At 69.4% G+C, this 20,855-nt stretch carries 21 protein-coding genes; 10 read left to right on the top strand and 11 right to left on the bottom strand.

What is annotated here, in order from left to right; translation table 11 throughout:
- The first annotated feature begins 19 nt into the window (after nucleotides 1-19).
- On the top strand, nucleotides 20-3,202 hold the full coding sequence (locus WA670_RS00965) for a BTAD domain-containing putative transcriptional regulator (RefSeq protein WP_336156694.1): 3,183 nt from the start codon (nucleotides 20-22) through the stop codon (nucleotides 3,200-3,202).
- A 69-nt stretch (nucleotides 3,203-3,271) separates the two neighbouring features.
- Entirely contained in the window at nucleotides 3,272-4,297 is a 1,026-nt protein-coding gene (locus WA670_RS00960) for an amidohydrolase family protein (protein ID WP_336156693.1), read from the top strand.
- Here the strand turns inward: WA670_RS00960 and WA670_RS00955 are convergent.
- On the bottom strand, nucleotides 4,280-4,693 hold the full coding sequence (locus tag WA670_RS00955; protein WP_336156692.1) for an SRPBCC family protein: 414 nt from the start codon (nucleotides 4,691-4,693) through the stop codon (nucleotides 4,280-4,282). The genes WA670_RS00960 and WA670_RS00955 overlap by 18 nt on opposite strands.
- A 116-nt stretch (nucleotides 4,694-4,809) precedes the next feature.
- Between WA670_RS00955 and WA670_RS00950 the strand changes: the two genes are divergently transcribed.
- Nucleotides 4,810-5,619 (top strand): helix-turn-helix domain-containing protein, encoded by an 810-nt coding sequence (locus WA670_RS00950; protein ID WP_336156691.1) that lies wholly within the window; start codon nucleotides 4,810-4,812, stop codon nucleotides 5,617-5,619.
- Nucleotides 5,620-5,692: 73 nt separating this feature from the next.
- Here the strand turns inward: WA670_RS00950 and WA670_RS00945 are convergent, their stop codons facing one another.
- The gene (locus WA670_RS00945; protein ID WP_037808218.1) at nucleotides 5,693-6,499 is read right to left on the bottom strand and encodes an ABC transporter permease; all 807 of its coding nucleotides are present in this window, start codon (nucleotides 6,497-6,499) and stop codon (nucleotides 5,693-5,695) included.
- A complete protein-coding gene (locus WA670_RS00940; protein ID WP_037809320.1) occupies nucleotides 6,496-7,473 on the bottom strand; it encodes a daunorubicin resistance protein DrrA family ABC transporter ATP-binding protein in 978 nt (325 codons plus the stop codon). Before WA670_RS00940 ends, WA670_RS00945 begins: the two co-directional genes overlap by 4 nt.
- Before the next feature lie 108 nt (nucleotides 7,474-7,581).
- Between WA670_RS00940 and WA670_RS00935 the strand changes: the two genes are divergently transcribed.
- Both WA670_RS00935 and WA670_RS00930 read left to right on the top strand, forming a co-directional pair.
- The gene (locus WA670_RS00935; protein WP_275293875.1) at nucleotides 7,582-8,535 is read left to right on the top strand and encodes an endonuclease/exonuclease/phosphatase family protein; all 954 of its coding nucleotides are present in this window, start codon (nucleotides 7,582-7,584) and stop codon (nucleotides 8,533-8,535) included.
- Nucleotides 8,532-8,966: an acetyltransferase gene (locus WA670_RS00930; protein WP_037808217.1), complete on the top strand. Its 435-nt coding sequence runs from the start codon at nucleotides 8,532-8,534 to the stop codon at nucleotides 8,964-8,966. The genes WA670_RS00935 and WA670_RS00930 overlap by 4 nt, the downstream gene beginning before the upstream one ends.
- On the opposite strand, the gene WA670_RS00925 is transcribed toward WA670_RS00930, so the two are convergent.
- Both WA670_RS00925 and WA670_RS00920 read right to left on the bottom strand, forming a co-directional pair.
- Complete coding sequence (locus tag WA670_RS00925; protein WP_336156690.1) at nucleotides 8,953-9,756, bottom strand: SIR2 family NAD-dependent protein deacylase; 804 nt, start codon at nucleotides 9,754-9,756, stop codon at nucleotides 8,953-8,955. The two genes, WA670_RS00930 and WA670_RS00925, sit on opposite strands and share 14 nt — an antisense overlap.
- Nucleotides 9,749-10,057: an antibiotic biosynthesis monooxygenase family protein gene (locus WA670_RS00920; RefSeq protein WP_037808215.1), complete on the bottom strand. Its 309-nt coding sequence runs from the start codon at nucleotides 10,055-10,057 to the stop codon at nucleotides 9,749-9,751. Before WA670_RS00920 ends, WA670_RS00925 begins: the two co-directional genes overlap by 8 nt.
- Nucleotides 10,058-10,112: 55 nt before the next feature.
- Between WA670_RS00920 and WA670_RS00915 the strand changes: the two genes are divergently transcribed.
- A complete protein-coding gene (locus tag WA670_RS00915; protein ID WP_336156689.1) occupies nucleotides 10,113-11,519 on the top strand; it encodes an AAA family ATPase in 1,407 nt (468 codons plus the stop codon).
- Here the strand turns inward: WA670_RS00915 and WA670_RS00910 are convergent.
- Nucleotides 11,495-12,916: a M1 family metallopeptidase gene (locus tag WA670_RS00910; RefSeq protein WP_336156687.1), complete on the bottom strand. Its 1,422-nt coding sequence runs from the start codon at nucleotides 12,914-12,916 to the stop codon at nucleotides 11,495-11,497. The two genes, WA670_RS00915 and WA670_RS00910, sit on opposite strands and share 25 nt — an antisense overlap.
- A 57-nt stretch (nucleotides 12,917-12,973) precedes the next feature.
- Here WA670_RS00910 and WA670_RS00905 point away from each other — a divergent pair, with 57 nt between their 5' ends.
- A complete protein-coding gene (locus WA670_RS00905; protein WP_199817286.1) occupies nucleotides 12,974-13,726 on the top strand; it encodes an alpha/beta fold hydrolase in 753 nt (250 codons plus the stop codon).
- 46 nt (nucleotides 13,727-13,772) lie between these two features.
- On the opposite strand, the gene WA670_RS00900 is transcribed toward WA670_RS00905, so the two are convergent.
- From WA670_RS00900 to WA670_RS00885, 4 genes are all read right to left on the bottom strand, one after another.
- On the bottom strand, nucleotides 13,773-14,726 hold the full coding sequence (locus tag WA670_RS00900; protein WP_336156686.1) for a peptidoglycan recognition protein family protein: 954 nt from the start codon (nucleotides 14,724-14,726) through the stop codon (nucleotides 13,773-13,775).
- 90 nt (nucleotides 14,727-14,816) lie between these two features.
- Nucleotides 14,817-15,692 (bottom strand): A/G-specific adenine glycosylase, encoded by an 876-nt coding sequence (locus WA670_RS00895; RefSeq protein WP_336156685.1) that lies wholly within the window; start codon nucleotides 15,690-15,692, stop codon nucleotides 14,817-14,819.
- Between the two features lie 23 nt (nucleotides 15,693-15,715).
- Nucleotides 15,716-16,207: a beta-class carbonic anhydrase gene (locus WA670_RS00890; RefSeq protein ID WP_037808204.1), complete on the bottom strand. Its 492-nt coding sequence runs from the start codon at nucleotides 16,205-16,207 to the stop codon at nucleotides 15,716-15,718.
- A gap of 122 nt (nucleotides 16,208-16,329) precedes the next feature.
- Entirely contained in the window at nucleotides 16,330-17,430 is a 1,101-nt protein-coding gene (locus tag WA670_RS00885) for a LacI family DNA-binding transcriptional regulator (RefSeq protein ID WP_037809317.1), read from the bottom strand.
- Nucleotides 17,431-17,608: 178 nt separating this feature from the next.
- On the opposite strand from WA670_RS00885, the gene WA670_RS00880 reads away from it, so the two are divergent.
- Genes WA670_RS00880 through WA670_RS00870 form a run of 3 tightly spaced genes read left to right on the top strand, consistent with a single transcriptional unit; the run spans nucleotide 17,609 to nucleotide 20,247 of the window.
- Nucleotides 17,609-18,523 (top strand): metal ABC transporter solute-binding protein, Zn/Mn family, encoded by a 915-nt coding sequence (locus tag WA670_RS00880; protein WP_238603978.1) that lies wholly within the window; start codon nucleotides 17,609-17,611, stop codon nucleotides 18,521-18,523.
- Nucleotides 18,523-19,359: a metal ABC transporter ATP-binding protein gene (locus WA670_RS00875; protein WP_037808198.1), complete on the top strand. Its 837-nt coding sequence runs from the start codon at nucleotides 18,523-18,525 to the stop codon at nucleotides 19,357-19,359. The genes WA670_RS00880 and WA670_RS00875 overlap by 1 nt, the downstream gene beginning before the upstream one ends.
- A 3-nt stretch (nucleotides 19,360-19,362) precedes the next feature.
- Nucleotides 19,363-20,247, top strand: coding sequence for a metal ABC transporter permease (locus WA670_RS00870; protein WP_037808196.1), 885 nt, complete (start codon nucleotides 19,363-19,365; stop codon nucleotides 20,245-20,247).
- On the opposite strand, the gene WA670_RS00865 is transcribed toward WA670_RS00870, so the two are convergent.
- Nucleotides 20,244-20,828 (bottom strand): NAD(P)-dependent oxidoreductase, encoded by a 585-nt coding sequence (locus WA670_RS00865; RefSeq protein WP_134661971.1) that lies wholly within the window; start codon nucleotides 20,826-20,828, stop codon nucleotides 20,244-20,246. The genes WA670_RS00870 and WA670_RS00865 overlap by 4 nt on opposite strands.
- Between the last annotated feature and the right edge of the window lie 27 nt (nucleotides 20,829-20,855).

The raw sequence follows: 20,855 nt of genomic DNA, 5'->3' as shown, positions 1-20,855 counted from the left end.
GTCTGGAAAGGTGGACCTCATGCGCGTCGCGCTGCTGGGCCCGCTGCGAGCGGAGGGGGAGGACGGCACGCCGATCGACATCGGCGGAGCCCGCCTTCGCATGCTCCTTTCCCGGCTCGCGCTCGACGCCGGCCGCGCGGTTCCCGCCGAGGCGCTGATCGACGGTCTGTGGGGCGCGGAACCCCCTGCGGACGCGGCCAATGCGCTCCAGTCGCTGGTCTCGCGGCTGCGTCGAGTGCTGCGGCCTGCGGGGGCGGAGCTGGAGTCGGTCAACGGCGGTTATCGGCTCGCGGTGCCGCCGGAAGCGGTGGATCTTCACCGGTTCGAGCAGTTGTCCGCCGAGGGGCGCCGGGAACTTGCCGCTGGCCGGGACGGCACCGCCGCCGAATCGCTCGCCGCCGCGCTCGCGTTGTGGCGCGGACCGGCGCTCGCGGACGTGCTGGACGCGCCGTTCGCCGCCGCGCCCGCGACGCTGCTGGAGGAGCGGCGCACGGAGACCGCCGAGGACTGGTTCGAAGCCGAGCTGCGGCTGGGACGGCACGCGGACGTGCTCGCGGAACTCACCGCCGCCGCGCAAGCGCATCCGCTGCGGGAACGGTTGGCCGGCTTGCGAATCCGTGCGCTTTCCGCGGCCGGACGGCAGGCCGACGCGCTCGCCGCGTATTCCGCGATCCGGACGACGCTGGCCGACGAACTGGGCGTCGACCCGTCGGTGGAACTGCAGGAAGTGCATCTGCGTGCGCTGCGCGGCGAGTACACGCCGGTCGCCGCGGTGGTCGACCGGTTGCCGCAGCGGCTGACCAGCTTCATCGGCCGCACCGACGAGCTGAAGCTGCTGGCCGAACTGCTCGAAGGATCCCGGCTGGTCACGCTCGTCGGCCCAGGCGGAGCCGGCAAGACCCGGCTCGCGACGGAGGCGGCTTCTCGGCATCCAGCGCACTCGCGCGGGTTGGTGTGGTTCGTGCCGCTGGCCGGTGTGCGGGACGCGGAAGACGTGCTGACCGCGCTGCTCAACGCGTTGGAGGTCCGCGACATCCGGACGACGGAGACCGACGCGCGGCGCCGGCAGGTCGATCCGTTCGAGCACGCGGTGGAGACGCTCGAGGGCGCGGAAGCGTTGCTGGTGCTGGACAACTGCGAACACCTCGTGGACACCGTCGCGGGGCTGGCCGAGAATTTGCTGCGCCGGCTGCCCGCGTTGCGAGTGCTCGCCACGAGCCGGGAGCCGCTGGCGATCACCGGGGAAGCGTTGTGCCCGCTCGGTCCGCTGCCGGTGCCGGACGAGGCCGCGCCGCCCTCGGACGTCGGCACGCTCGATTCCGTCCGGCTGTTCCTCGACCGCGCGATGGCGGTACGGCCGGGGTTCCGGCTCGACGAGTCCACAGTGGACGCGGTACGGCAGATCTGCTGCCGGCTCGACGGAATGCCGCTGGCGCTCGAACTTGCCGCCGCGCGGTTGCGGTCGATGACCGCCGAACAGATCGCCGAACGGCTCGACGACCGGTTCCGCTTGCTCACCTCCGGCAGCCGTACGGCGTTGCCGCGCCAGCGCACGCTGCGCGCGGTGGTGGAGTGGAGCTGGGATCTGCTGAGCGACGCGGAAGTCCGGCTCGCGCGCAGGCTCGCGGTGTTCGCGGCGAGTTTTTCCGAGGAGGCGGTGGAAAACGTCTGCGCGGACGAGGAACTGCCCGCGGAAGACGTCGTGTACGTACTGGGTTCGCTGGTGGAGAAGTCCATTGTGGACGTGGTGGGCATGCGCTACCGCCTGCTGGAAACCCTGCGCGCCTACGCGACCGAGCGGCTCGCCGAATCCGGCGAACGGGAGCGGATGCGGGAGGCGATGGTCGCCTACTACGCGGAATTGGCCGACCGCAACGAACCGTTGCTGCGCGGACGGGACCAGCTCCAGGCGATCGACGTGTACGAGCACGAAAGCGATAACTTCAACGCCGCGCTGCGGGCGGCGATCGAGTCCGATTCCGCGGCAGCGGCGGCCCGGCTGCTGTTCGGATTGTTCTGGTATCTCAACATCGTCGGCCAGAACGAGCGGGGCGCGCTGTTCGTGGACGAGGTGCTCGAACTGAGCGGCGAGCTGCCGCCGGACGTGGCGGCGAGCCTGCGGTTGATCCAGGTGCTGATGCGGGTGATGGCCGGGCCGCAAGAGAAGGTGGACGTCCCCGACCTGATCGAGGAATGCGTGCGGACCGGCGCCGCGGACCGGAATCCGTGGCTGTGGGTGGGGTTGCCGATCGTGGCGTACCTCAACGGCGAGCGGGACCTGGCGCTGCGCGAGATCCGCCGGGCCGTCGCGCGGGACGATGTCTGGAGCCGCGCCGCCGGGCACTGGGCGGAGAGCTTCGTCCTCGGCGACACCGGGGATCTCGGGAGCGCGGACCGGGCGCGAGAGCTTGCCCACCAGGGCTTCGCCGAGGTCGGCGACCGCTGGGGACTCGGGATGACGCACGGGTTCCGGGCCGCGGCGCGGTCGCAGGCCGGCGACCACGAGGGCGCGATTGCCGGGTACACCGAGGGATTGCGGCTGGTGATGGAGCTGCGGTCAAGGGACGACATCGTGCAGCAGTGGTGGCGGCTGGCGGTGGAGCGTTCGCGCTCCGGAGATCAGGAAGGCGCGTGGCGGGACATGGAAGCCGCCGAACGCTACGCGGCTGCCGGGGTCAACAACGGCTTGCGCCTGATCGTGTTGCTCGGCCGTGCCGAGTTGCTGATCCGTGAGCGCAATGTCGCCGAGGCGCGCGAGGTGTTCCGGGAAATGAAGGCGGCGCGCGCGGATTGGCCGACTCCGGAGGGTTTCGAGGCGGAATGGCTCGGCACCATCGAGGCCGGTTTGCTGCTCGCCGAAGGCCGTCCGGACGAAGCGGAGCCAGCGGTGTTCGGCGTGGTCGAGCAGGCGGCGAGGCGCTTCGACATGCCGGACCTGGCTGCCATGGTCGAACTGCTGGCGCGGATCCGGTACCAGCAGGGGCGGCTGGAGTCGTCGGCCCGGCTGCTGGCGCTGAGCGCGGTGGTGCGCGGCCGGTTCGACCTGGGAAGCCCGGAGGTCCGGGAGCTGATCGAGAACCTGACCAGGGAGCTGGGCGAGGAGCGATACGAGGCGCTCGTGGCCGAGACCTCGCAGCTGGACCGGGCGGAGGCGATCGAGGCGGTCCGGGCGGAGCGCTCGCCTGTTATCGACGATAACTAAAACTTGCTTCCACTGATGTTTCCGGTGATACGCTCCATTGGGTATCACCGGAAACGCAGAGGAGCTGTCATGCGCATCGTCGCCCTGGAAGAACACGTGATCCTGCCTGTCCTGCGCGACGCGTGGGCGAAGGCGGGCCTCCAACCGCACGGCTATCCCGACGACCATCCGGTCACGCGACGCCTGCACGACGTCGGGGAGGGACGTCTCGCCGACATGGACGACCAGGGCATCGACGTCGCAGTGCTGTCCCTGTCGACCCCCGGCGTGCAGAACCTTCCGGCCGCCGACGCCGTGCCCGTCGCGCGGGAGGCCAACGACGCACTCGCCGAGATCGTCGCCGCCAATCCGGCGCGATTCCAGGCCTTCGCCACGCTCCCGACGTCCTCGCCCGAAGCCGCCGCTGAGGAGCTGGAACGCGCGGTCAGCCTGGGTTTCCGCGGCGCGATGCTGTACGGCCGCACCGGCGACAAACTGGCCGACGCCCCGGAATTCGACGACCTCTACGGAACCGCCGCACGACTCCGCGTCCCGCTGCACTTCCATCCCCAGGCGCCGGTGCAGGCGGTACAAGAGGCGTATTACTCGGGCTTGCCCAACGGCGTCGGCGCGGCATTGGCGACCGCCGGACTCGGCTGGTACTACGACCTGGGCGTGCAATACCTGCGGATGATCTTCTCCGGCGTCTTCGACCGGCACCCCGAACTGCAGGTGATCGCCGGACACTGGGGCGAGGTGGTCTTGTTCTACCTGGACCACGTCGGCTTCCTGCGGGAAATGGCCGGGTTGCGGCAGCCGCTGGCCGACTACTTCCGCCAGAACTTCTGGATCGCGGGCAGCGGAACGGTCAGCGAACGCTACCTGCGCTGGGCGGCGGAAGTGGTGGGGACGGAGCGGATGCTCTATTCGACCGACTATCCGTACACCTTCGGCACCCGGCCGGGCGGATTTCCTTACCTGGACACGAGTGGCGGTGTCGCGCGGTCGTTCTTGGAGAAAGCGCCGTTCAGCGAAGACGAGAAGGCGGCCATTGGCTCCGGGAACTGGGAGCGGCTGACTGGCCATCTCGCGGGGGCTTCACTCGGGCGAGCCTAAGTGACCGAGAGTCCGCTTGATCACCGCCAGACCGGCCGACATCGTTTTGCTCATCGGCGCGGCCAGTTGGTCGGGCAGCACGTCGCGGATCCACACCAGCCGGCACCGCTGCTCGCCATCGGCCAAGACCTGCATGGAGGCGTTGTCGTGTTCGGGTCGGACATCGCCGCCGACGACTGAGTAGACGATCCGGCGGGTGTCGTGGTCAACGCCGATCCGCCGTTCCCGGACGACCGTGCCGTCGGCGAAGGTGACGATCCGGCAGTCGTCCTCGGCCCGGCTGTCCAGCACGAACCCCGGCGCCATCCGCCGGGGACCCGCGACGAAGTCGCCGATCACCTCCCACACGTCGTCGGCGCTGGACTCGATCACCGCTTCTTCGCGAATGGACGCCATGTCTCCTGCTCCCTTTTTCGTGCTGTGCCAATGGGTGTGCCAGCTTGCCCGGTCCCAGCCGCTCGGGTCTTGAAGATTTTTGCGGAATTGTCAGACCCTCGCCGTAGCCTCCGGGTGTGCTCTCCTTCGTCGATCTCGCCGCTCGCCCGGAGTTCGCCGTCGGCACGGTGGACTGCCGGGACGATCACCGCGGCTGGTCGGTCGAGCGGCCGCGCGAGGACGTGCGGCTCGTGCTCGTGCGCCGCGGCGGGTTCCGCCGCCGGGTCCGCGGGGTCTGCGCGGACCTCGACCGCACCGTCGGATACCTCGGGATGCCCGGCGAGGAGGAGCACTTCGCCCATCCCGCCGGCGGTGACAAATGCACCTCGATCACCCTGACGCCCGCGTTCTGGCGCACCCTGGCCGGTGACGCACCGCTGCTGGAGCGTTCAACGCTGTACGTGGACGGCACGCTCGACCTCGCCCACCGCCGGCTCCTCGCCGCCACTCGCGCCGCCGATACCGAGTACGCGGCGACCGAAGGACTGATCGGCCTGCTAGCCGCGGTGGTCTGGCAGGTCGTGACCACGGCAGTCCCGGACAGCGACCAGGCAGGCGACCGTGCGCTAGCAGCTCAAGCCCGCCGCGCGATCGGCGACGATCATCCCGCGGCGGACGGCCTGATTCCGCTGGCGGCCCTGCTGGGCGTCTCGCCTTACCGGCTCAGCCGGGCCTTCACCCGCGAACTGGGAGTGTCGCTGACCCGGTACCGCAATCGCGTGCGCGTAGCCCGCGCGCTGGACCGGCTGGAGGCAGGCGAACCCAGCTTGGCCGCCCTCGCCGCCGACCTCGGGTTCGCCGATCAGGCCCACCTGTGCCGAACGGTGCGCGCGCACCTCGGGCACACCCCGACCGCACTGCGCCGGCTGCTCGCCATAAAAAAGTGAGTGTCTGTGCCCGGCTGTGGAACCCGGACACAGACACTCACCCACAGCGTCCACACCCCCGTGCGGGACGCCCTCAGACCCGCTTGCGGTAGGCCCACGTCGCGAGCGGGAAGAACACCACGACCGCACCGGCCATCCACGCCAGCGCGCCCAGCAGGGAGCCGCCGTACGCGGCGCCGCCGTTGAGCAGGCCGCGCATCACGTCGGACATCAGGCTCACCGGGCTGATGTCCGCCCATGCTTTGAGCCAGCCCGGCATCGTGGCCGTCGGGAGGAACACGTTGCTGCCGAAGGTCAGCGGCATGATGAAGACGAACATCACGCCCTGCGCCGCGCCGGGGGACTTCATCAGCATCCCGACGAACACCGAACCCCAGCAGAAGCACAGGCCGAACGCGATCGCCAGCAGGATCGCGAGGACGAACTCCCCGGGACCGGTCTGCACGCGGAAGCCCATCACGGTCGCCACGGTCAGCAGCACCGTCAGGCACACCACGTACCGCACGAGGTCCGCCAGCACCGCGCCCACCAATGGCGCCGAGCGGGCGATCGGCATGGAGCGGAAGCGGTCGAAGACGCCCTTGGTGATGTCGGTGTTGAGCTGAGTGCCGACCGTCAGCGAGGCCTGCAGCACGTTCATCACGATCAGGCCGGGCACGAACGACTGCAGGTAGTTCTCGATCGAACCGCCCAGCGCGTTGCCGAACAGGTAGGTGAACATCAGCAGGAAGATGATCGGCATCAGCGTGACGTCGGCCAGCTGTTCCGGGTTCTTGCGGATCTTCAGGATTCCCCGCCAGGCAAGCGAAAACGCGTGCTTCGCGCCCTGGACCGGGCTGATGTGCCGGGGCGGGGCCGCCACGGCGGTCGCGGTGGTCACGACCGGCTCCCTTCGAGTTCGCGTTCGGGCTTCGGCTCTTCGGCGGCGTGTCCGGTCAGCGCGAGGAACACCTCGTCGAGGCTGGGCAGCCGCAGCGCCAGTTCGTCGGAGGTGATGCCCGCCGAGTCGAGCCGGCGCACCAGCGTGGACAGCAGGACCGGGTCGGACACCGGTGCGGTCAGCAGCCCGGTGGCGTCGTCGCGGACCGGGCGGGCTCCGGTGAGCTCGGCCAGGATGCGGTCGACCTCGTCGAGGTCGCTCAGCGACGTCGGCCGCACCTGCAGCGTCTGCCCGCCGACCCGCCGCTTCAGCTCGTCGGCGCGGCCGTCGGCGACCACGTGGCCGTGGTCGAACACGGTGATCCGGTCCGCCAGCTGGTCGGCCTCCTCCAGGTACTGCGTGGTGAGCAGCACAGTCGCGCCGTCGGCGACAAGGCTGCGGACCACCGCCCACACCTCGTTGCGTGCGTGCGGGTCGAGTCCGGTGGTCGGCTCGTCCAGATACAGCACGGCGGGGCGGCCGACGAGGCTCGCCGCCAGGTCGAGCCTGCGCCGCATGCCGCCGGAGTACGTCCGGATCGGCCGCTTGGCCGCGTCGGTCAGCTCGAACCGCTCCAGCAGTTCGGCCGCCCGCGCCCGCGCGTCAGCCCGGGACAGGTTGAGCAGCTTCCCGATCAGCACCAGGTTCTCGGTGCCGCTCAGGTCCTCGTCCACCGACGCGTACTGCCCGGTGAGCCCGATCAGCCCGCGCACCCGGACCGGGTCGCGGACCACGTCGTAACCCCCGACCGTGGCCCGCCCCGCGTCGGGTCTCAGCAGGGTCGCCAGGATGCGGACCGCGGTTGTCTTGCCCGCGCCGTTCGGCCCGAGCACCCCGACCACCTTGCCGAACGGGACCTCGAGGTCCACCCCGTCCAGCGCCTTCGTCTCCCCGAAATGCTTGACCAGGCCCTCGGCCTGGATCGCGTGCGACATGACGCCTCCTCCTGTGTCGCTCAAGCACACAGTGGACGGAGGCGCTGGCAAGCCGCGCACACGGCGCTGACACGGACCTGTCAGCGCCTGCCCGGCATACTCTGGATCATGGTGATGGAGGCGCGGACGCGAACCCGGCTGGTCACGGGCCTGCTCGTGCTGGTCGGACTGCCGCTGTTCACAGTGGCCTTGCTGCGCACGATCGGCTGGGACGGCAGCAGCTGGTACCTGACCGCGCTGCTGGCGCTGACCCCGTACGTCGTCATCTACGGCGTGCTGCTCGCCGCGCTCGCGCTGGTGCTGCGGCGCTGGTGGGTCGGCGGCGTCGCGCTCGCGTTGTCCGCGCTGCTGGCGGTGTTCGTCGCGCCGCGGGTGATGTCCGACGACCAGCCCGCGGCGCAGGGGAAGACGGTGCGCGTGCTGGCGGCCAACCTCTACCTCGGCCAGGCCGATCCCGCGGCGCTCGTGCGGCTGGTCCGGGAGCAGCGGGTCGACGTGCTGAACCTGGTGGAGATGACGCCCGCCGCGATGTCCGGACTGGAGAAGGCCGGGCTCTTCCAGACGCTGCCGTACCGCGTGCTCCATCCGGCGTCCGGTGTGGACGGTTCGGGCATCGTGTCGCGATATCCGCTTGCCGAGCAGGATTACACTGGTGATTCGGTTCAGAATCAGCCCGGCGCGGCGGCGGATCTCGGCGGCGGAACGACGTTGGAGATCGTGGCGGCGCATCCGCGTTCGCCGGATTCCGGGTATTACCAGTGGGAGCAGCAGATGCGGGACCTGTCGCGCGCCATCGGCGAGCACGGCCTGCGTGTCGTGGCAGGCGATTTCAACGCCACCCTCGACCACGCCGCGCTGCGGACGGTGCTGTCCCGCGGGTACGTCGACGCGGCGGAGGCGCGCGGCGACGGCCTGATCCCGACCTGGTCGACGTCGGCGGTCCCGCTCGTGCCGCTGGATCACGTGCTGGTGGACCGCCGGGTCGCGATCCGGGATTACCAAGTGTTCGATGTGCCCGGAAGCGATCACCGGGCGGTTTACGCGGAGGTGCAACTGCCATGACGACCTTGCGGCCGAGCAGCGGGGAAGCCGAATACCCGCGGCTGCTGGAGATCTGGCGCAGTGCCGTCGAGGCAACGCACCATTTCCTGGCGCCGTCGGACGTCGAGTACTACGCCACGCGTGTCCCGGTCTACTTCCCGGAAGTGGAGTTGACCGTGGCGGAGGTCGACGGAATCGCGGCCGGTTTCTCCGGGATCGCCGAGGGAAAGCTGGAAATGCTGTTCGTGCACGACGATTTCCGCGGTCGCGGGGTCGGGTCGGCATTGCTGCGGGCGGCGTTGGACCGTTTCCCGGGCCTCACGCTGGACGTGAACGAGCAGAACCCGCAGGCGGTCGGTTTCTATCTGCACCACGGGTTCGAGGTAGTCGGCAGGCAGGAAACGGATCCGGACGGTCGTCCGTTCCCGTTGCTGGAGCTCAAACGAGCTTGACCAGCGTCTCCAGCGCTCCGGCGGGGATCGAAATCCCGCGTCCGTGGCGGATCTGCGGTTCGCGCGGATTGATCCGGATCAGCGCGCCCGTGGCCGCGCTGGCGAGTTCGGAATACCGGCGCACGGTCGGAACCGCTTGCCCGGCACCGATTTCGACCACCACCGCGTCACGGTGCGCGCGCCGCCACGCCGCCAGTTCGTCGAGCTGTTCCTGACTGCGGTCCGGAACCCAGTCGAAATCCCCGAACATCAGGATGTTGGGCCGGGCGAGGCTGCCGCAACGCGGACACGACGGCAACGGCGGCCGGGCGCGCATGGTCGCCTCGTCCAGATCGACCGCGACGTCCGCGGCCGACCAGATCTCCCGCGAACACCCGGCCAGGCACTGCAGATGGTGGATCGACCCGTGCGCCTCGGCGACGTGCGGGAAGCCCGCCGCCTGGAACTGTCCGTCCACATTGGACGTGAAGACCCGCACGCCGCCAGGTTTCGCGAGCCCGCGTTCGAGCAGCAGACCGAACCCGCGGTGCGGCACCGTCCTCCGGTACAGGTCGAGCCGGTGCCCGTAGAAACCCCAGGCCAGCTCCGGGTCCGAGGCGAAATGCTGCGGGTCGGCCAGCTCCTCGAACCGCAGCCCGAGCCCGGTGTACGGCGGATAAGCCCGCCAAAACCCCTCCCCGCCACGAAAATCGGGCAGACCGGAGTCGACGCCCATCCCGGCGCCGGCGCACACGAGCAGCGCGCCGGCACCCGAGATCAGCTCGGCGGCGCGGGCGAGTTCGTCACTCACCCGGCTTCGATGCCTGCACGACCTCGAACTCCAGCAGGTTCGCACCGGTCGACACCGGGTTCTTGCGCTCGCCAGCGTGCGCCTCGCGCGCCGGACCGCCCGCCCAGGCCTGGTAGTGCTCCTCGGTTTCCCACTTCGTGTAGACGAAGTAGCGCGTCTCGCCCGCGACCGGGCGAAGCAGCTCGAAGCCGAGGAAGCCCTCCTGGTTGTCGACGGAGTGCAGCCGAGCGGCGAACCGCTTCTCCAACTCCGGGCCGGCGCCTTCGGGGACCTCGATTGCGTTGATCTTGACCACTGCCATGGCTCCAGGGTACTTACGCCTGGCCTGGTTTCGCGGTTCGTGCCACTCTGCTCACATGGGGGACGACGAAGTCTTTGGCACCGAATTGGCCCGCAACCTGCAGCGCCTCGTGAAAGCCGCGGCCGAGTCCGTCGGTTCGGCCGGTTCGAACGAGCTGATCGACCGCGTCACCGGGCACCTCGGCGTGCCGCTCGCGCAGGCGCTGGTGGTCACGCGCAACTTCGAGGACTGGGAGCACGCGACCATCCAGGCGGGCGTCGACGCGTACCTCGCGGAGCACGGGATCGGCACCGACTGGTTCGGCATCGCCGGCGGCCTGCGCGGCCATGAAGACCTGGTCGGCATGCTGGTCACGGCCAAACAGCACGGCCATTACGAGCTGGGCGCGGTGGACTACGCGACGGTCGCCGTCGGCCCGGACGAGGCGGCGGACGTCGTCCAGCTGGGGCTGATCGGCACGGTCGCGCCGGACGGTTCGCCGGTGCTGGTCGGCGTGCGCGGCTCGGCCCCGCAGTACGGCCAGGTGAGCTGCCGGCTCGAGGTGATCGCCGAGGACCGGCGGGCGGCCACCGAAACCCGGGACCGCATCGAAGCGCTGATGACCGAGCACGATGTGCTGCGCGGCCAGGTGATCGCGTTCGGGTTGAGCGAGCACCGCAACAACGAGCTGGTCACCTTCCTGCCGCGGCCGGAGCTGCGCAAAGAAGACGTGGTGCTGCCAGCGGGAGTCCTCGAAGCGGTCGAACGGCACACGTTCGGCATCGCGAAACACGGCGCGCGGCTGGCCGAGGCGGGTCAGCACCTGAAGCGCGGCCTGCTGCTGCACGGCCCGCCCGGCACCGGGAAAACGCACACCGTGCGGTACCTGATGGGCCAGCTTCCGGACTGCACAGTCGTGATCCTGACCGGTGCCGCGATGCGGTTCATCTCGCAAGCCGCTTCGCTGGCGCGCCGGCTGCAGCCGAGCGTCATGGTGCTTGAGGACGTCGACCTGATCGCCGAGGACCGCAACCTCGCGCACGGCCCGACGCCGCTGTTGTTCAGCCTCCTCGACGCGATGGACGGCGTCGGCGGCGACGCGGATGTCACCTTTCTGCTCACCACCAACCGGGCAAGCAGCCTGGAGAAAGCGCTGGCCGACCGTCCCGGCCGAGTCGACCTGGCAGTGGAGGTGCCGCTGCCGGACGCCGCCGGACGCGAAGCGCTGCTGCGGCTCTACTCGCGTGACCTGGAGCTGACGGCCGACCTGACGCCAGTGGTCGAGGCGACCGAAGGCGTCACGGCGTCGTTCATGAAAGAACTGCTCCGCCGGGCATCCCTGCGCGCACTGGCGCTCCGGCCCGACGAACCAGTGCGGGTCGGCGACCCCGAACTGGGCGCGGCTCTAACCGAAATGAACGACTCCCGCAGCAATCTGACCAGGTCGTTGCTCGGCAGTCAGGGCCGCAACCCGCCCGGATAGAGATCGGCGTCCGACGGCAGTTTCGTCCCGTGGAACCAGTCGTTGAGGAAGCCGCTCAAGTCCCGGCCGGCGACCTTCGACACGAGCTTCTCGAAATCCGCCCACGTAGCGTTGCTGTTGCGGTGCTCGCTCACCCACTCATGCAGCACCTTCTCGAATCCCGGCTCGCCCAGTTCCCGGCGCAGCGCGTGCACCGCGAGGATGCCCTTGTCGTACGCGCCTTCGAACAGGTGCTCCGGCCCCATGTCGACGAGCTTCTGTCCCCAGAAATCCGTGCTGCCCTTGGTGATCTCGACGGCCGCGCGGTAGCGGTCGTCCAGGTTCTGGCCCTCGCGTTCGCCCCACATCCACTGCGCGTACGACGCGAAGCACTCGTTCAGGCAGATGTCCGCCCACGAGTTGAGCGACACCGAATCGCCGAACCACTGGTGCGCGTTCTCGTGCACCAGGGTCAGGATTTCCGCCCATTTCGCATAAGTGGGACGGGTTTGCGTTTCCAGGGAGAAATGGATGTCCTCGTCGAGGTAGATCCCGCCGGCCGCGCTCTGCGGGTACTTGCCGAACTTGCTCTCCAAGAACGAGATCACCTCCGGCAGCCGGTCGCCGGTGGCTTCGCGGGCTTCGGCGCCGGGGGCGTAGCCGGAGACGATCGGCGTGCCGTCCGGGAGCGTGGACCGCTGGACGGTGAATTTGTCGATCGCGATCGTGGTCAGGTAGCTGGCCACCGGATTCGGGTCGGCCCACGTCGTGGTGGTTTTGCCGTCCTTGGCGCTGGTGCCCTTTTCCCGGCCGTTGGACAGCACCGTCCAGCCGGTGGGCACGTGCGCGGTCAGCGTGAAGGTCGCCTTGTCGCGCGGGGTCTCGTTGACCGGATACCAGAACGATGCCGAATGCGGCTCGCCGACCAGGTACGCGCCGCCGTCCTCGGAGCGGGCCCAGCCGTTCTCCGAACCGCCGTCGTGCGGGGTTTTCGCCGGAACACCCGAATAGCGCACGCGCGTCCGGAACGTCGAGCCCGACCGCAGCGGTTCGGCCGGAGTCACGACCAGTTTGTTCTTCTCCCGGCTGTACTTCGCCGGTTTCCCGTCGATCTCCACCGAGGCGACGTCCAGTCCGCGCAGGTCGAAGTCGAAGCGGCTGAGGTCTTGGGTGGCTTTCGCGGCGACCGTGGTGTCGCCGTCGAGGCGGCCGCTCGGCGGGTCGTAGCTGACGTCGACGTGGTAGTCCAGAGCGTCGTACCCGCCGTTGCCGTCGTCGGGGAAATACGGGTCGCCCGCGCTGTTCGCGCCGGGTGCGGGATGCATCGGCGGCAGCGGAGCGGCGGGTTCGGCCGGGCTGCACGCGGACAGCGCAAGCACGCCGATAAGGGCGAGGACGGCGGGCTGACGGCTGCGCATTCCTTCACCCTAGGGGCAGATTTGTGATGAGGTAGCCGGGAAAACCCGGGAGGATTAATGCGACCAGGCCTGATCGACTTCGGCGGCGACGAACGCCCTGGCGTGTCGATCTTGCTGTTGCACGGGCTGATGGGCCGCGCTCGCACGTGGTGGCCGGTCGCGCAATGGCTCAAGCGGTACGGCCGCGTGCGCGCCCTCGACGCCCGCGGGCACGGTCGCGCGCCGCACACCGGTCCGTGGACCACCGAGCAGTTCGCCGAGGACGTCGCGGACGTGCTGGCCGACGTTGGTCCGTCCGTGCTGATCGGGCATTCGATGGGCGGGCTGCACGCGTGGGCCGCCGCGGCGAAGCACCCGGAGCTGGTGCGCGCGGTGGTCAGCGAGGATTTCGCCCCGGACCAGCGCGGACGCACCGTCGAGACCTGGCGGGGCTACTTCGAGAGCTGGCCGGTGCCGTTCGAATCGCTGGCCCACGTGCGCGAGTTCTTCGGCGCCGCGGGCGACTACTTCACCGAATGCGTCGAGGAACGCGACGACGGGTATCACCTGATCGCCGACCTGGAGAACCTGTACGAGATCGCCGCCGAATGGGGCCGCCGGGACTATTGGTCCATTGTGGACGGTATCCGCTGCCCGCTGCTGCTGGTCGAGGGCGAGCACACCGCGATGCCGCTTGGCCAGCAAGCCGAGGTGGCGGCGCGAGTACCGGGCGCGAAGCACCTGGTCGTGCCCGGTTCGGCGCATCTGCCGCACGCTGAGGCTCCGGAGACCTATCGCGGCGCGGTGGAGGCGTTCCTGTCCGGCCTGTGACGCCCCACGCGTGCCGCCCTCGCTGGCACACGTGAGGCGTCCCCGGTCAGCGGGCCAGCTCGGTGCGCCACGCGGCGGTCGAGCGGTCTGCCGGCACGATCAGCGGCCAGACGTCCGAGCCCAGGTAGGCGGACTCGTCGCTGGCGCGAGCCGCGGTGCAGCTGTCGCGGGAAAGCCCGTGCTCAGCGGCCAGCGCGGACACGGCGGCCGCGGTCGCCTTGCCGAACACGCCGTCGGTGGGCACGGCGAACCCGGCGGCGCGCAGGAATCGTTGCGCGGTCATCACCCGCGGCCCGGTGTCACCCGGTTTGAGCAGCGGCCACTCCGGTGCGTCAAGGCGCGCGACAGACAGGCCGAGCTGCTGGCCGACCGCTTTGCGCAGCTCCGGGAGCCGGTCGTAGAGCACCTGGCCGCAGCACTCGGTCGAGTTGAAATCGCGGTGGCCCTTGATGAACTCGGGAGTGATGCCGTATTGGTGCGCGATGTAGGCGATCAGCTGCACGAGCGAATCCCACAGCGCGACCGGCACGTCGACCGTGCTGTAGAGGCCCTCGTTCTCGATGCCGAGGCATTCGCTGTTGTGGTTCGCGACGTTCGCGCCCTGCACGTGCTGCGTCCCGCCGCGCAGGATTTCGAGGCTGCGGTGCCGCCCCTCGGTGACGAAGCCGCCGCGGCTGTTCGTGAACTGCTGGCCGGTGTCGATCCAGCCGCGGGTGTCCATGTGGAAGTTCTGGATGTCCCGCGAGATCTGCAGCGCGTGCGCCAGCGAGTAGTCGGTGTTGTTGCCTGGATCGACGGTGTGGTGCACCACGATGTACGTCGGCTTGTGGTTCTCCACCACGATCGCGCCCGACGCGGGCCGGGCGTTCCACTCGGCTGTCGAATGGATGACCGGAGCGGTGACCGCCGCCGCGGATTTCGCCGTGGCGAAGCCCAACGCACCTACGGCAGTGACAGTGAGGCCGCCCTTCAAGACGGCACGACGCGATGCTTCCCCCATGCGGAACTCCTCAGCCCGGAAGTGCGACGGGGGAAAGCTAACCCGACACCCCGGGGGTGACAACTTTTTGCCGACTTTCGTCGTAGTGCGTCAGTGTTCCCCGGGAAGCGCGAACAGCCCGTCGCGGGTTTGCTCCAGCAGACCGTCCACGAGCAGCGAATCCAGGCACCGGTCGCGCTGGCCCGATTCGTGCCACACGAGGTCCAGCCGAGCCTTCTCGACCGGCCCCTCGGCGCCGCGCAGAACGTCCAGCAGCAGCCCGCGCACCTGCCGGTCGGTGCCGGCGAACTTCTGCACCGGCTTGGCGGGACCGGCGTATTCGGGACGGCCGTTGTGCTGCCACTTGCATTCGGCGTAAATCGGGCAGTCCGCGCACTTCGGCGACCGGGCGGTGCAGATCAGCGCGCCCAGCTCCATCAACGCCGCGGACAGCTTCGCCGCAGGAGCGTCCTCGACGGGCAGCAACGCCTCGACGTCCGCCATGTCGCGAGTATTCGACGCCGGGCCCGCGTCGCCCGCGCCATGAACGGCACGCGCGACCACGCGTCGGACGTTAGTGTCGACCACGGGTGCGCGCTTGCCGTACGCGAACGCCGCGACCGCGCGCGCCGTGTACGCGCCGATGCCGGGCAACGCGAGCAGCGTGTCTACATCGGACGGCACGACATCGCCGTGCTCCTGGGCAATGACGGTGGCGGCGGCGTGCAGCCGAAGCGCGCGACGCGGGTAGCCGAGCTTGCCCCACGCGCGCACGACCTCGCCGGTGGTCTCCGCGGCCAGCGCCGAGGGAACCGGCCAGCGAGCCATCCACTCCAGCCAGATCGGCTGGACGCGCGAGACCGGCGTCTGCTGCAGCATGATTTCGCTGACCAGCACGCCCCACGCCGAGCAGTCCGGCTCCCGCCAGGGCAGGTCCCGGCCGACGTCGGCGAACCACTCGATCAGAACATCGGTGTCTACTGCCACCCCGCCATTGAATACGACGGCCCTTACTTGACCTCGGTCAGGCTCCCGGCCTTCACGTCGTAGACGAATCCGCGCACGTTGTCGTTGTGCAGGAGGAAGTCGCTGCGCCGGGCGCGCTCCATCGACGTGCGCACGCTGTCCTCGACCTTGCGGAACGCCTCGACCGCCCAGGTCGGCCGCAGCCCGGTCGCGGTCTCCAGTTCGTCCTTGAACTCGTCCTCGGTGACCGTGGAGAGGCCGCAGTCGGTGTGCTGGACGATGAGCACCTCGCGGGTGCCGAGCTTGCGCTGGCTGAGCGCGAGCGACCGGATCATGTCGTCGGTGACCACCCCGCCCGCGTTGCGCAGCACGTGCGCCTCACCCTGCAGCAGGCCGAAGATCTCGAACACCCGGATCCGGGCGTCCATGCAGGTGAGGATCGACACCTGCAGCGACGGCTTGGGGGAGGACCGGTCGCCGGGAACGATGTTCCCGATTTCCTGATTACGCTTGAGCAGCACGTCGATGGAGGTCATGGGGCACCTTTCGGCCTGCGCTTCCCCGCGGGACACGGGCGGTTGGCGTCCATGGAACCGGCCCGGACCCGCGTGCACAATGCGGTGGGCCGGAAATCACGGCAAAGGCTGGGGTGAACCGCTCAGCCGCCGAACCAGGGCTCCTCGACCGTCCGCGGCGGCGCCGACGTCCTCCCGACCCGCAGTTCGGTCGGCAGCGTGATCACCTTCGGCCCGACCCGCTCGGCGGAGCTGAGCAGCAGCCGTCCGGCCACCTTGCCCTTCTCCAGCACCGGCTGATGCACCGTCGTGAGGCCGGAGCGTTCCGCCTCGGCGATGCCGTCGAACCCGGTCACTGTGAGGTCGAGCGGCACTCGCAGCCCGCGTCGCGCGGCCTCGGCCAGCGCGCCGAGCGCGAGGATGTCCGAGGTGCACACCAGCGCGGTGACCTGCGGATACGCGTCCAGGAGCTGACGTGCGGCAGAGGCGCCGTCGTCCACCGTGTGGTCGAAGCGCTCGACCACCGGGACGGTCGCCCAGTCGACGCCCGCCGAGGAAAACGCCGTCGCCAGCGCCTCCAGCCGGGTGCGCTGCACGTGGAAGTGCGCACCGCTCTGGCGTTCGGAAGTCACGAAGTCGTCGTTGCGCTCGCGGCCGAGCCGCATGCAGAGAACGCCGATCTGCCGGTGGCCGAGCGCCACGAGATGGTCGGCGAGCTGGGTGACGGCGGCCGCGTCGTCCGGGCCGACGCGGTCCACGCCTTCGATGCGGGGCTGGTCGATGATCACCGTCGGCACGGGTCGTTCCAGAACGGCCGCGAGATGCGGATCGTCGTCCGGCACGGAGTACACGACGAACCCGTCCACGCCCGCGCGGTGCACCGCGGCGAGGTCCTCGCGACCGGGGCTGGCCGGTACGAGATGCAGGCCGACGCCCGCGTCCTCGCAGGCCAGCGCGAGTCCTTCGAGCACGCCGACGGCGGCCGGGTCGCGGAAGGCGTAGGAGAGGTTCTCGGTCAGCAGCAGCCCGACCGCGCCCGCCTTGCGGGTGCGCAGCGAGCGCGCGACCGGGTCCGGGCCGGGGTAGCCGAGCCGCCGCGCGGTCTCGAGCACCCTGCGGCGCAGTTCGGGGGAGAGCTGATCCGGGCGGTTGTAGGCGTTGGACACGGTGGTCCTGGACACCCCGAGTTCCGCCGCGAGCGACGCCAATGTCGCCTGCCTCCGGGTGCGAATAGGACGGCCCATCCGCAAACCGTAACGGTTCAGATCGTTTTCCAGAAGCGACACCCCTGTGGTGAGCGTCTCGATCCGCTCGGTGATCAAGAGCGCGTGCGGCCACCCGGTGGAGTGAGGCTCGCCGTTCGGATGGGGTAAAGTGAATCTGACAACGGTTTCCATTAGCAGTTCGACCCAGGAGTGCCCGATGACTTCCCGCCGCACCACGAGCGTCCTCGCCGCCGCGTCGGCTCTGGCTGTGTTCGCGCTCGGCGCGTGCTCCAGCACGTCGTCCTCGTCCGGTTCCGGGGCGGGAGGGGGCACGGGCGACCAGGTGAAGGTCGTCGCCTCCACCGATGTCTGGGGCAGCGTCGCGTCCGCCGTCGGAGGCGACAAAGTGCAGGTCACGTCGATCATTCACGATCCATCCGCTGACCCGCACTCGTACGAATCGACCGCCGACGACGCGCTCGCCGCCAAGAAGGCGCAGCTGACGCTGGCGAACGGCGGCGGGTACGACGAGTTCTTCACCAAGCTCTCCGGCGAGGCGGCCTCGGCGAAGAAACTGGTCGCCTACGACATCGCCAAGCCGGGCGAGGAGAACGAGCACGTCTGGTACGACCTGCCGGGCGTCGCGAAGGTCGCCGACCAGGTCGCGGCCGCGCTCGGCGAGATCCAGCCCGCGTCGAAGCAGAAGTTCGACGAGAACGCCAAGACCTTCAAGGGCCAGCTCGACGGCCTGATCAAGAAGGCGTCCGCGCTGGGCACCGCGCACCCGAACACGAAGGTTGTCGTCACCGAACCCGTCGCGCACTACCTGCTCAAGACCGCGAATATCGCCGACGCCACCCCGAAGGCCTTCTCCGACGCGATCGAGAACGAGACCGACGTGCCCGCCGCGGCGGTCTCCGAGTTCACCAAGCTGATCAAGGAGAAGCAGGTGAAGGCGCTGGTCAACAACGTGCAGACGGTCACCCCGCTGACCAAGCAGGCGGTCGCCGACGCGAAGGCGTCCGGGGTCGCGGTGGTCGACGTATCCGAGACGCTCCCGGCGAACGTCACGGGCTACATTGACTGGATGACCAAGGATGTGGACTCGCTGTCGGGGGCTCTGAACAGCTGATGTCCGTCCAGCTTCCGGAAGCCGGCCCCGCGGTCCGCGTGCGCGGGGCCGGGCTCGCCTTCGGCGACCGCACCCTCTGGTCCGGTTTGGACCTCGATGTCGAGCCGGGCGAATTCCTGGCCGTCCTCGGTCCGAACGGTTCCGGCAAGAGCAGCTTCCTCAAGGCGCTGCTGGGGATGCAGTCGCTGTCGGCGGGCACGGTGGAAATCGCGGGCGGGCGTCCGGGAGGGGCGAACCGCAAGGTCGGCTACATCCCGCAGCAGCGCGCGATCGACGATTCGCTCACGCTGCGCGGCGTCGACCTGGTCGGGCTGGGACTCGATGGGCACCGCTGGGGTCCAGGCCTGGCCGGAATGCGGGCACGGAAACGCCGCGTGGCGTCGGTAATCGAATCCGTCGGCGGCACGCGCTACGCGAAACAGCCGGTCGGCCGCTTGTCTGGCGGCGAGCAGCAACGACTTCGAGTGGCGCAAGCACTGGTCGGCGACCCGACGGTGCTGTTGTGCGACGAACCGCTGTTGTCGCTCGACCTGGCACACCAGCGCGCGGTCAGCGAACTGATCGACGCGCGCCGGCGCGAAGCCGGGTCCGCGGTGCTGTTCGTGACCCACGAGATCAACCCGGTCCTGCAGTTCGTCGACCGCGTGCTGTACCTGGTGAACGGCCAGTTCCGAATCGGCAAGCCGGACGAGGTGATGACCTCGGAGACGCTGTCGGATCTGTACGGAACGAAGATCGAGGTGCTGCGCGTCGGCGGGCAGATTCACATCGCCGGTGCGCAGAGCGCGCTGTGCGAGGACGAACCGCATCACCACGAGCAGGAAGCAGTGGGCTGAGCCTTGGACGGCATGTTCGACTTCGCCAAGACGTGGGAGCTGATCTCGGAACTGGACAGCGTCCGCATCGCCCTGATCGCGGCCGCGGTGCTCGGCTTGCTGGCCGGAGTGCTCGGCCCGCTGATCGTGATGCGCCGCATGTCCTTCGCGGTGCACGGCACGTCCGAACTGGCCTTCACCGGCGCGGCCGGTGCCCTGTTGCTGGGCGTCGGAGTGGAATACGGCGCACTGGCCGGCGCCGTCGCCGCCGCGCTGTTGCTGGGAATCCTGGGAATCCGCGACGCCGACCGCGATTCGGTGATCGGCGTGATCCTGTCCTTCGGTCTGGGCATGGGCGTCCTGCTGCTGTCGTTCTACAAAGGACGGTCAGCGAACAAGTTCGGCATTCTCACCGGCCAGATCATCACCGTGGACAGCACGAACCTGACCGCATTGGTGATCTCCGCCGCGGCGGTGCTGGCGGTGCTGGCGATGATCTACCGCCCGCTCCTGTTCGCCAGCGTCGACCGCTCGGTGGCCGAGGCGCGCGGGGTCCCGGTCAAGACGCTGACGGTGCTGTTTTCCCTGCTGGTCGGTGTCGCGACGGCGCTGAGCGTGCAGGTGGTCGGGTCGCTCCTGGTGGTCGCCCTGATGGTGACCCCCGCCGCGGCCGCCGCCCGGGTGACGGCCAGCCCCTTGCGCGCCACGGTGCTGTCGGTGGTGTTCGCGGAGGTCGCCGCACTGGGCGGAATCGTCTTGTCGCTCGCCCCGGGGCTGCCGGTGAGTGCGTTCGTGACTTCGATTTCGTTCTTGATTTATCTGGTGTGCCGGGTGATCGCGTGGGTCCGCGACCGCCGACGCGGAGTGCGGACTAGCCCAGTGGAAGCGGCCCCGGTTCCGGTCGGTTAGCCGTAGACGGTCACCTGCTGGCGAGTGACGGTGGGCTTTTCGACCTGATCGAGGACAGCGGTCGCGAGGTCCGCGTAGGACAACGGGATCGACGCTGCTTGAGGATCGAGCACGTCTCCGCGAAGGCGGTACTCGCCGGTCGCGGGTGCTTCGAGCGACAACCCGGGCGGCGGTGTGATGACTAGCCAATCCACCTTTGTAGTTTCCTGCCAGGAGGCCAGGCCGTTCATCCGTGCTTCGGCGAAGGGACGCAAGGAAGCGGGAAAGGCTGTGGGGTCTTCGTACACTCGGCCGCTGGCGGTGCGCAGAGTCGCGGCGAGTCCGATTTCGATCACCCTGGATTCGCGCGCGACCTGAGCGAGGTTCCTGACTAGGCGCACGTAGTAATCGGGGTCGAAGTCGGCGAACGATTCGGGCGGGGCAGTAAACGGTGTCACCGCGTTCACCAGTCCCGCGACCTTGCCTGGCACCACGCTCGAGACGCTGTCCGAGTCGGTCAGATCGCCCGCGACGACGGCAAGCCCGGCTCGGCCGCCAGCGCCGAAAACCACGAGCGGGCTGTTTCGCTGTTCGGGCACCATGAGCTGGACGGTATCCACGGGAAACTG

The sequence above is a fragment of the Amycolatopsis sp. VC5-11 genome (assembly GCF_037034185.1).
Lineage (GTDB): Bacteria > Actinomycetota > Actinomycetes > Mycobacteriales > Pseudonocardiaceae > Amycolatopsis > Amycolatopsis nivea.
Note: the sequence above shows the minus strand (reverse complement) of the source record. Positions and strands in the feature narration are given on the sequence as shown.